The sequence below is a fragment of the Pseudomonas abietaniphila genome (assembly GCF_039697315.1).
Lineage (GTDB): Bacteria > Pseudomonadota > Gammaproteobacteria > Pseudomonadales > Pseudomonadaceae > Aquipseudomonas > Aquipseudomonas abietaniphila_B.
On the sequence record NZ_CP155619.1, the window covers coordinates 632,416 to 644,148 of the forward strand.

Annotated in this window: 5 protein-coding genes; 2 read left to right on the forward strand and 3 right to left on the reverse strand. The window is 61.7% G+C overall.

Going from position 1 to position 11,733, the window contains the following annotated elements:
* The first annotated feature begins 310 nt into the window (after nucleotides 1-310).
* Nucleotides 311-8,971, forward strand: coding sequence for a GH36-type glycosyl hydrolase domain-containing protein (locus ABDX87_RS02705; protein WP_346831466.1), 8,661 nt, complete (start codon nucleotides 311-313; stop codon nucleotides 8,969-8,971).
* A 74-nt stretch (nucleotides 8,972-9,045) separates the two neighbouring features.
* Nucleotides 9,046-9,771 carry a Crp/Fnr family transcriptional regulator gene (locus ABDX87_RS02710; protein WP_346831467.1) on the forward strand — a complete coding sequence of 242 codons (726 nt, stop codon included), beginning with the start codon at nucleotides 9,046-9,048 and terminating at the stop codon, nucleotides 9,769-9,771.
* A 90-nt stretch (nucleotides 9,772-9,861) separates the two neighbouring features.
* Here the strand turns inward: ABDX87_RS02710 and ABDX87_RS02715 are convergent, their stop codons facing one another.
* The 3 genes from ABDX87_RS02715 to ABDX87_RS02725 form a co-directional block, all read right to left on the reverse strand.
* Nucleotides 9,862-10,335 (reverse strand): hemerythrin domain-containing protein, encoded by a 474-nt coding sequence (locus ABDX87_RS02715; protein WP_346833686.1) that lies wholly within the window; start codon nucleotides 10,333-10,335, stop codon nucleotides 9,862-9,864.
* Between the two features lie 270 nt (nucleotides 10,336-10,605).
* Nucleotides 10,606-10,830, reverse strand: a complete 225-nt coding sequence (locus tag ABDX87_RS02720; RefSeq protein ID WP_346831468.1) for a DUF6555 family protein — start codon at nucleotides 10,828-10,830, stop codon at nucleotides 10,606-10,608.
* A 203-nt stretch (nucleotides 10,831-11,033) separates the two neighbouring features.
* A complete protein-coding gene (locus tag ABDX87_RS02725; RefSeq protein ID WP_346831469.1) occupies nucleotides 11,034-11,549 on the reverse strand; it encodes a DUF1543 domain-containing protein in 516 nt (171 codons plus the stop codon).
* Nucleotides 11,550-11,733 lie beyond the last annotated feature (184 nt).

An 11,733-nucleotide genomic window follows, 5' to 3' on the forward strand; every position in this document is an offset into this window, starting at 1 on the left:
ATTGACCCGGTTGGCTCTTGATGACCTTAGGCTTATAACGATAAGTGCGGGGACAATTTCAACGACGGCACGCAGGTTACGGATGGCCGGTCACTTAACCGGCGTCGTGGTAAAAGGTGTAGAGGTAACCCTTACGGCTTTTGCCTGACTGCGCTATGTGCGCCAGCGCACAGACGGAGCACGCTCAAAAACATCACACTCTTCGCTGCAAAGCTTCGTCCTATAAGGCGCTGCTCGTGCTGGCGCATGTCGTCAGCGCACCTTTCAAAACGCACGCCTTCACCTCCGTGCGTTTCAGGCTCAGGACCTTATGAACAGCATATGGACACGCATACGGAGAGTGGTCGCTCGCTCGTCCGGGCTTTACCGGACCGGTTCATTTGCCCTTCCCCGCTTCGAATACGAGCCGATTCTGCGCTCCGAGCTGTTCAGCGCCGATCAGATGGCCGACCACGGGATCGCTTTGGCCAGGCAGCACCGGCTCACCGCGTTGTCCTCGCGGGACGCGATGCTCGGCAGGCTGGACGACAACGAGGCGTTGCTCAAACGCAGCTGTACGGCGCTGTCCGAGGCACAGCAGTCCAGCCGACGCGTCACCCCTGCCGCAGAATGGCTGCTGGATAACTTTTTCCTGATCGAAGATCACATACGCACCGCGAAGACTCACCTGCCCAAAGGCTACAGCCGGGAACTGCCACGGCTGATGAACGGCGCCTCCGCCGGCCTGCCGCGGGTCTACGACATTGCCCTGGAAACCATTTCCCATGGCGACGGGCGCGTCGACGAGCAAAGCCTCAGCCGCTTCATCTTTGCCTATCAGACGGTCATGCCGCTGGCACTCGGAGAACTCTGGGCGATCCCCATCATGTTACGCCTGGCGCTGATTGAAAATCTGCGCAGGGTCGCCTCACGGGTCATGGCCAATGCTGACGACCGGAACCTCGCCGATGACTGGGCCGAGCGCCTGATCGAGACCTCCGAGCGCGACGTTAAAAGCCTGGTGCTGACCGTCGCCGACATGGCGCGGTCCACGCCGCCCATGTCACCCGCTTTCGTGGCCGAGTTCACCCGACGGTTGCAGGGCCAGAGCGCGTCCCTCGCCCTGCCGCTGAACTGGATCGAACAGATGCTCGGGGAAACAGGCTCCAGCATCGAGCGTCAGGTCCAGATCGATGCCCAGCAGCAGGCCGCGGACCAGGTCTCCATCAGCAACAGCATCGGCAGCCTGCGTCTGTTGTCAGCGACGGACTGGCGTGAGTTCGTCGAGTCGATGAGCCACGTGGAACAGATCCTGAGCGAAGACCCTGCCGCGGTTTACCGGGCAATGGATTTCGGCACACGGGACAGCTATCGGCATGTCATCGAGCGACTGGCACGCCGCAGTCCGCAGCATTCGGAAATCCAGGTGGCGCGCGCCGCGATTGATCTCGCCACAGCCCAGGCGGCATCGGTGTCCTGCGAAGGGCTTGCACGTCATGTCGGGTATTACCTGGTCAGCACGGGACTGCCGCTTCTGGAACGTAGCCTGAATGCCCGCGTGCCCATTCATGAGCGCTGGAAACGGTTGTTACAGCGCTCGCCGCTGATGTTTTACCTGGCACCGGTGTCGCTGCTGACAATGGTCTTCGCCGCGCCCTTGCTGGCTTCCGCACACCGGGACCGCATGCCGGACATCGCCCTGCTGGTGCTGGCCGTGCCCTGCCTGATCATGACCAGCCGCCTGGCGATCAGCCTGATCAACTGGCTGGTGACCTTCAGTCTGTTGCCCTCCGTTCTGCCCAAGATGGATTACGAGCGCGGGATTCCGGATGACGCGCGCACGCTGGTGGTGATCCCCACATTGATCGCGAATCTGGCCGATGTCGACGAGTTGGTCGAAGGCCTCGAAGTGCGGTTTCTCGCTAACCGCGACGCTCATCTGCACTTCGCCTTGCTCAGCGATTTTCTTGACGCCGCAGAGCAAACCCTGCCGCAGGACGCTGAACTGATCGCCCACGCCTGTCAGGCGATCACTCGGCTCAACCGCAAATACGCTGAAGGTACTGAAGGCGCCGAGGATCGGTTTTTCTTGCTGCATCGACCGCGCTGCTGGAATCCCAATGAGCGTGTGTGGATGGGGTATGAGCGCAAACGCGGCAAATTGATCGAACTCAATGCGCTGTTGCGCGGCAGCGGGCGCGCGTCTTTCAACGCCATTGTCGGAAACGTCGATCAGTTGCAGAGCGTTCGTTACGTGATCACCCTGGACACTGACACATTGCTGCCACGGGATACCGCCCGCCATTGCGTGGCGGCCATGATGCACCCGTTGAACCGGCCGGTGTTCGATGCCATGGGTGCGCACATCGTTGCCGGGCACGCCATTTTGCAACCGCGCGTGGGCATCAGCCTGACCAGCGTCACCCGCTCGGCCTACGCGCAGTTGTTCGGCAGCGATGCCGGTGTCGATCCCTATACCCGAGCGGTCTCGGACGTCTATCAGGACCTGTTCCAGCAAGGCTCGTTCATCGGCAAGGGCATCTACGAGGTGGATGCTTTTACCTGCGCGCTGGAAGGTTGCCTGCCGGACAACCAGATCCTCAGCCACGATTTGATCGAAGGTTGCTATGCGCGCTCCGGTCTGCTGAGCGATGTGCAAGTGTACGAGCAGTACCCCGCGCGCTATGGCGCGGACGTCAAACGCAGGCATCGCTGGATTAGGGGCGACTGGCAATTGCTGCCCTGGCTATCGCCCTGGGCGCGGGACGCGAGCGGCGAGTGGGCACGCAACCGGCTCGGTGTCATGGCGCGCTGGAAGATTCTAGACAACCTGCGACGCAGTCTCGAACCCTTGGCCACGATGCTGATGTTGGGTTGGGCCTGGCTGTTCAGCAACGACCCTTTGGGCTGGACGCTGACCGTGGTCGGATTACTGGTGATTCAGTCGCTGCTTCGCGCACTTACTGAATTGATGCAGCCCCCTGCGCCGGCCGTTCCCTATCGGCAACACGTCCGGGCGGTGGCCGGCGATCTGGGGCAGGATCTCGCCCGCGCCTGTCTGACGCTGGCCTGGTTGCCCTTCGAAATGTTCTACAGCACGGATGCGATTCTGCGGTCGCTGTGGCGGCTGGGTTTCAGCCGACGCCTGCTGTTGCAATGGCAGCCGTCCCGGGAGGTCGAACGCCTGGCCGCCAGCCGTCTGGGCGGGCTCTACCGGCTGATGTGGGTCGCGCCAGCGACGGCAGCGATCGCCATCGCCGTGCTGTGCACGGATCCGCTGACCCTGGGAATTGCCGCCCCACTGCTGCTGGCGTGGTTGATCGGGCCATGGATCGCCTGGCGCCTGAGCTCGCCTCCCCGTCAATCGGTGTTCACACCGTCAACCGAGGCACTGCGTTTCCTGCGCATACTCGCACGCAAGACCTGGGCCTTCTTCGACCTGTACGTCGGGCCCGACGACCATTGGCTGCCGCCCGACAATATTCAGGAAGCCCCTAAAGCGGCCATCGCCCATCGCACCTCGCCGACCAACATGGGCATGTCGTTGCTCGCGCATCTGGCCGCCCACGACTTCGGTTACCTGAGTACCGAGCGCCTGCTGACCCGGCTTGCTGCGTCGCTCGACAGCATGGACGGGCTGGAACGGTATCAGCGGCATTTCTACAACTGGTACGACACCCAGACGCGCGAACCTCTGCGGCCACAGTATGTGTCTACCGTCGACAGCGGCAACCTGGCGGGACTGTTGCTGACCCTGCAAGCCGGGCTTGCGCAACTGCCTGATGCGCCGATGTTCGGCGTGACGGTGATCGATGGCCTGCGCGATACGCTGGACACGTTGATCGAGGTACAACGTGCCGGCGACAGCGACGAGGAACCGCTGGATACGTTGAGAATAGGGCTTGACCGGGCGGCGCTGACGCCGGACGTCGACACCCTGACCGACTTGTTGCAGACCGCGCGGGCCATGGTTTCACGCGCTGATCCCGGCAGCGATGAAGACAGCGCGTACTGGGTTGAAGCCTTCAGCCGTCAATGCATCGACTGGACCGACGAACTGCAACGCTTTCGGCTCCCGACGCATCGGGTTGGCGTGCTCCCGATGACGTCTACATTGCGCCAGCTGGCGTGCCTGAACATCGACGACTGGGACGCCGCCCACCATGACGAGGTCATGCAGGTTCGCCGGGCCGCCCATGAACGTCTCAAGACCGTGGAGCGGCTGAGCCAGCTCGCCGCTTCGATGGCGCAGATGGATTTCTCCCTGCTCTACGACCGTCAACGCGACCTGTTCGTCATCGGCTACAACGTCGACGAACGGCGGCTCGACACCGGCTATTACGACCTCCTGGCCTCTGAAGTGCGTCTGGCCAACTTCGTGGTCATCGCGCAAGGGCAGATTCCGCAGCAGGCCTGGTTCACGCTGGGCCGGTTGCTCGGCGAAAACGCCGGGACGCCGACCTTGCTCTCCTGGTCCGGCTCGATGTTCGAATACCTGATGCCCATGCTGGTGATGCCCAACTACGATGGCAGCTTGCTGGACCAGACGTGCCGCGCCGCCGTGGCGGTGCAGATCGAACACGGCAATGCGCTGGGTATTCCGTGGGGGGTGTCGGAGTCGGGGTATTACACCCTTGATGCCCATTTCAACTATCAATACCGCGCGTTCGGGGTTCAGGGCCTGGGGCTCAAACGCGGGCTGAGCGAGGATGTGGTGATTGCGCCCTACGCCAGCGCGCTGGCGTTGATGATTGATCCGGAGGCGGCCTGCAAGAACCTGCAACGCCTGGCCCAGCAAGGGTCGGCCGGCCGTTTCGGCCTGTACGAAGCGGTGGATTACACCGAAGCGCGATTGCCGCGCGGCCAGCGGTTTGCAATCGTGCAGTCGTTCATGGCGCATCACCAGGGCATGAGCCTGCTGGCCCTGACCAGCGTGTTGCTCAACCAACCCATGCAGCGACGCTTCGAGGCGGTTCCCTCGCTGCAGTCCGCGTTGCTGTTGCTCCAGGAGCGAGTCCCCAAAGCCGCGGCACCGTATCTTCAAACCGCGCAGTCACCGATCCCCGGCGAAAACGCTCAAGACCCGGGGCTTCGAATCTTCGCCGACCCGGGCCGCAAACGCCCGGCCGTGCAGTTGCTGTCCAACGGTCGTTACCACGTGATGCTGACCAGCGGTGGCGGCGGCTACAGCCGACGCAACGAGATGGCCGTGACCCGCTGGCAAGAGGACACGACCCAGGACAACTGGGGCATGTTCTGTTATCTGCGGGATGTCGAAACCTCGACCGTCTGGTCGGCGACGCACCAACCCACGTTGCAGCAGCCTGAAAGCCACGAAGCGATCTTCAGCGACTCCCGAGCCGAGTTCAGGGCCCGTCATCTGGATTTCGATACGCACCTGGAAATCGTCGTGTCGCCTGAAGACGACATCGAACTGCGTCGGCTGCACCTCACCAACCGGGCGTCGTTGGCCAAGACGATCGAGATCACCACGTACGCCGAAGTCGTGCTTACCGCCTCGGGCAGCGACGCCATGCACCCGGCGTTCAGCAAGCTGTTCGTGCAGACCGAACTGCTGCGCCCGCTTCAGGCCATCGTGTGCAGCCGCCGACCGCGTGCCAGCGATGAGCCGACGCCCTGGATGTGCCATTTACTGGCCGCGCACGGGGTCGACATCGATGCGATTTCCTACGAAACCGACCGCATGCGATTTATCGGGCGAGGACGCAACCTGGTCGCGCCCCAGGCGCTGGATGCTACGTGCGTAGCCTTGTCGGACACGGCGGGACCCGTGCTCGACCCCGTGGTCGCCATACGCTGCCGCATCACGCTGCAACCCGGCCAACAGGCGACCATCGACCTGGTCACGGGTGTCGCCGACAGTCGCGACGAGTGCCTGTCGTTGATCAGTAAATACCGCGACCGTCACCTCGCCGACCGCGTCTTCGACCTGTCCTGGACCCACAGCCAGGTGCTGCTGCGCCAGCTCAATGCGTCACTGGCTGACGCCCGCTTGTTCGAGCAGATGGCGTCCTCGTTGCTGTATGCCAACACCTCGATGCGCGCCGACAGCGCCGTGCTGATCGCCAATCGACGCAACCAGTCCGGCCTGTGGGGGCAGGCGATTTCCGGGGACCTGCCGATCGTGCTGTTGCAGATCTCCAGCCTGGACAACATTGAACTGGTGCAACAACTGGTTCAGGCCCATGCGTATTGGCGGCAGAAAGGGCTGATGGTCGACCTGCTGATCTGGAATGAGGATCAGGCCGGCTATCGCCAGCAGTTGCAGGACGCAATCATGGGGCTGATCACCTTGGGCAGCGAAGCCACGCTGCTGGATCGCCCGGGCGGCATCTTCGTACGGCCGGCCCAGCAGATATCGGCCGAGGATCGCGTGCTGGTCCTGTCGGTGGCCAGGCTGGTGTTGAGCGAAGGGTACGGCACCCTGTCCGAGCAGGTCGTTCGTCGCAGGGTTTCGCCTGTGCACGCGCCGTTCGTGGCGACCCGGCAGCACCTGCCTACCTCGCGGCCGACTCACGCGACCCCGCCCGAGCTGCTGCTGGGCAATGCCTATGGCGGGTTCAACGCCGACGGCAGTGAGTACATCATCGCAGGCCTTGCCACTCATCCAACCCCCGCGCCCTGGGTTAACGTGCTGGCCAACGCGCAACTCGGCACCGTGGTGTCGGAAGCGGGCGGCGCCTACACCTGGGCTGAAAACGCCCATGAGTTTCGCCTGACACCCTGGCACAACGACCCGGTCACCGATCGCAGCGGCGAAGCGCTTTACCTGCGTGACGAAGAGACGGGCCATTTCTGGTCGGCCACACCTCAGCCCTGCCCGGGTTCCGGCCCTTACCGGACCCGACACGGTTTTGGCTACAGCGTCTTCGAACACGAAGAAGATGGCATCTACAGTGAGCTGTGGGTCTATGTAGCACTGGACGCGCCCATCAAGTTCTCGCGACTGGTGTTGACCAACCGCTCCGGGCGCGCTCGATCACTGTCGGTCACCGGTTACGCGGAATGGGTGCTGGGCGATCTGCGCAGTAAGTCAGCGATGCACGTGGTGACCCAGTCCGACCCCGTGAGTGGTGCCCTGTTTGCGCGCAATGCGTATTCAGTGGAGTTTTCCGACCGGGTGGCGTTTTTCGACACCGACACCATCGATCACGGCATCAGCGGGGATCGCACCGAATTCCTCGGGCGCAGCGGAACACTGGCCTCTCCGGCCGCCATGCGCCATGCAGGACTTTCCGGGCGCGTGGGCGGCGGTCTGGATCCGTGCGCCGCGTTGCAGGTGCAAGTGAGCATGGCGGAGGGCCAGAGCAAGGAAGTCATTCTGCGGTTGGGCGCCGAAACCTCGACACAGGCCGCCACCCAACTGGTGCAGCGATTCCGCGGCAGTCAGGCGGCCGCGACGGAGCTGCAGAAAGTCCGGGAGCACTGGCGCTCGGTGCTGGGCGTCATCCGCATCGAAACCCCTGCCCCCGCGGTGGACGTCATGGTCAACGGCTGGCTGATGTATCAGGTTATTGCCTGTCGTTTCCTGGCCCGCAGTGGTTACTACCAATCGGGCGGCGCGATTGGATTCCGTGATCAATTGCAGGACAGCATGGCGATGATTCACGCCGATCCGACGGCGGTACGAACCCATCTGCTGCTGTGCGCCGGCCACCAATACGCCGAAGGTGACGTGCAGCACTGGTGGCACCCACCGATGAATCGAGGCGTACGCACCGCGTGCTCCGACGACTTCCTGTGGCTCGCCGCCGCCACCAGTCGCTACGTCGAAATGACAGGGGACCTCAGCGTTCTGGACGAGCCCGCTGGCTATCTGGAAGGCCGGCCATTGGTGGCAGGCGAAGAGTCCTATTACGACCAGCCGGGAACCTCTCCCCTGCAAGAGTCACTGTACCGGCATTGCGTGCGCGCCATCGAACACAGCCTGGGTCGCGGCCAGCACGGCTTGCCCCTGATGGGGTGCGGTGACTGGAACGATGGCATGAATCGCGTCGGACATCTGGGCAAGGGTGAAAGCGTGTGGTTGGGTTTCTTTGGCTATCAGGTGCTGGAACAGTTTGCCGAGACGGCACGCCTGCACGGTGATCTCGCCTTCGCCAGTCGCTGCAGCGACAACGCCCAGTTGTTGCGCCGCGCCCTGGATCAGAACGCCTGGGATGGCGCCTGGTATCGGCGTGCCTGGTTCGATGACGGCCAACTGCTCGGCTCGGCCACCAACGAGGAATGCCGTATCGACTCGATTGCCCAAAGCTGGTCGGTGTTGTCCGGAGCCGGTGCGCCCGCCCGCCAGCGTCAGGCCATGCAGTCACTGGACGAACATCTGATCAAGCGTGACATTCGCGCAGTGCTGCTGCTCGATCCACCGTTTGACAAAAGCAGCCTGGACCCTGGCTACATCAAAGGCTACGTGCCCGGCGTACGCGAGAACGGCGGTCAATACACCCATGCGGCCGTCTGGGCGGGGATGGCCTTCGCTCGGTTGGGAGAAGTCGCTCAGGCCTGGGAGGTGCTGGGTCTGATCAACCCTGCCGATCCAGCGAACCTGACGCGAATCGATACCTACAAAGTCGAACCCTACGTCATGGCGGCCGATGTCTACGGCACACCGCCCCATGCCGGACGCGGTGGCTGGACCTGGTACACCGGCTCCGCTGGCTGGATGTACCGTTTGATTGTCGAATCCTTGCTGGGGGTGCAACGCATCGGCAAGACCCTCACGATTGAACCGTTGATGCACCCTGACTGGTCGGGCTTCACCCTGCATTACCGCTTCGGCAAGGCCGTGTACCACTTCGAAATACGCCAGGGCAGCTCGGCGATAACGTCCCTGACGCTGAACGGTGAACCCGTCAGCGGCAATGTACTGACACTCAGCGACGACGACGGCGAGTACCGGGTCAGGGTGGATTGTCGCGCACGTTCGCCGCGGCCCGAAGAACGGGAGTACCAGCCCGTCGTCGCTGACTGAAGAACTATCCCCTGTCGGGGCGTGCAGGGGAGTACCCTGACCCTGCACGCCCTCCTCCCCAACGGTGCTTCGCCATGTCTGCTCCTCCGCTGCCCAACCATAACCATCTGCTTGCGGCGCTGCCGGCCGAGGACCTTAAACGGCTGACGCCGCATCTGGAGCAGGTTGCACTGGAACTGGGTGAGGTGTTGTATGAACCGGGAGACACCCTGCGCCATGTCTACTTCCCGACGGACGCCATCGTGTCCCTCCTGCATGTCACGGAAAACGGCTCATCCGCTGAAATCGCCGTGGTTGGAAACGAGGGCCTGATTGGCATTGCGCTGTTCATGGGCGGCGAAAGCACCTCCAGTCGGGCGGTGGTGCAAAGCGCCGGCATCGCCTTCCGGCTTCCCGGGCAGAAACTGAAAAAGGAATTCAACCGCCACGGCGATCTGCTCCTGCTGATGCTGCGCTACACCCAGGCGCTGATTACGCAGATGTCCCAGACCGCCCTGTGCAACCGTCATCACTCCATCGATCAGCAATTGTGCCGCTGGCTGTTGTTATCGCTGGATCGCCTGCACGGGAATCACCTGAACATGACCCAGGAACTGATCGCCAACATGCTTGGTGTGCGCCGCGAAGGCGTGACGGAAGCAGCAGGCAAGCTTCAGCGCCAGGGCGTTATCGAATACAGCCGAGGCCAGATCACCATCCTGGATCGCCCGCGTCTGGAACGGTTGAGCTGTGAGTGCTACTCGGTGGTCAAGACCGAAACCGATCGACTGCTGCATTACACCCGTCGGCAAGACGAATAGTGCCTGCGGCGGCTCAATCGGTGAGACACAGACGAATAAGCAGCGCCCACAAAAAAAGCCCGGCATTGAGCCGGGCCTTTCGGGTAAAGCTTATGCTGCGATATTGGGCGACATCGACTTCTTGTAGCTGGCCTTCATCGCTTCCATCTGCGCGCCCAGCTCATCCAGTTTGGCCTTGCCGAGCAATTTGTTCGCTTGAGGAAACATCTCCGTTTCTTCCTCTTCGATGTGATGCTCAAGGAGCTCTTTAACGACTTTAACCCGGCCTGAAAATTCGGGCGTCCCGGGGTCGGTGGCCTTGAGGTCCGGCAGCACCAGCGAATCCACAGTGCGATGCTCCTCCTTCGCTTCGTAATACATGACATCCTGTTCTTTGCCACCCGCCTCTTTGAAAGCCGGGTAAAGGATTTCTTCCTCAAGTTTGGTGTGAATCGTGATTTCCATTTCAAGCTTCTGAAGCAGGTCCGTCCTTTTTTTCACACCGCGCTCGGTGGACTCACTCAGCTGGGTCAGTATCGCTTTGACGCGTTCGTGGTCAGCTTTCAGCAGTTCGATAGCGTTCATGGTTCGTCCTCTGGTATCACGGTCGTTGAACCGGTCTAGGTGCCGATCCTTCTCAGTCACAGGGGAACGTTGCAGCGCACATGCCAGTCTCGCGAATGAATTATTGTGAACATTTTCAATCGGTTACAGAATCGCTGGTCAGACCGGATCGGGCGTACTGCACGAATATGCTCAACCGGGTGTTGCAGATAACCATGACTTCCGAACGCCGCGACGGCCGAACTCCGCACTCGGCAACGTGATGCTCATGCCGAAGGGACTGCCTGAGCCTTACGCTGTCCGCCACTCGACATCGGTGATGCCGTGCTTCTCGGCCTGAGGTTTGCTGAGTTTATTGATCGGGTCAGTTCTGTACTTGGGCAACTGGCCGATACCTGCGTCCACGGTTGCCCAATGCCAGGCTTCAGCGTTATCCATCCTGGCTGCGCGGATGTAAAAGGTTTTGTAATTCCCGTTCATCAGGTAGTCGATACGGTAATGTTTTTCCTGCGCCATGTTTCTTCTCCTTGGCCTCGGTTCCGATAAGCCAGAGATTGTCCGACACAGAAAAAATTCCCTTTTTAAAACAGAAGATTAAGCCGGCCACTCGTTTGAATGGCGCGAAATTTTGACCCGTTTCAAACGCGTGTCTCTGAATCGACATGGCGCAGTCGACCCAGATTGGGCGTTGCTCAGGTGATAGGGGGAATGTCGGCCTGTCAGACGGCGACCCGGGGCCCGGCGGGTAAAACGATATAGGCGTTCTTCTGCTTCACACCGTTGTGTTCGCCTTCGACCAGATGCACGTAACGGCCTTCCACCCTGTCGATCGGCAAGCAATCGTCGACGTCCATGACCGCATCCGTATGAGGCTGTCCCCAGTTCGCGAGCATGTGCCGCTTACCCTTGGACTTCGCCTCGTTCTTGCTGTGAGCCACCACCAGCAGGTAGTGATGCGCCTCACCGAAGACTCTCGCGTCGTAACCGCCCAGGTTGATCAGATACAAACGGGGGGATCCGGGACGAGGCGCCAGCGGACTCAGTTCCACTTTCCAGTCCTCCACGCCGTCGACGGCCATCCAGGAGTCGATGTGCAGACCCGCCTGAGTGCCAAACCAGCTCTCGCGCAGTTGCGGATACGTCGCTTCAAGGCTGTCGCCGACGACGATTGCCACGTCATGCACTTCGATCCTGGCCTTCGGGTGCTTGCCACCCAGCAACACTACAAACAGCACCGTGACGCCTCCTCAAAATCTGCAATAGACCTGCCGCCGCGTCGAGGACGTGGTCACAAGACGGATGCAGCAGACGCTGATGCGTCTTGCGAACGCCACACCCGGGCAAGCTGCCACACCGTACCGTGGCAGGTCGGCGATGACCAGCATTGCATAGACTGGCCGCCACTTCCGGAAAGGCTGC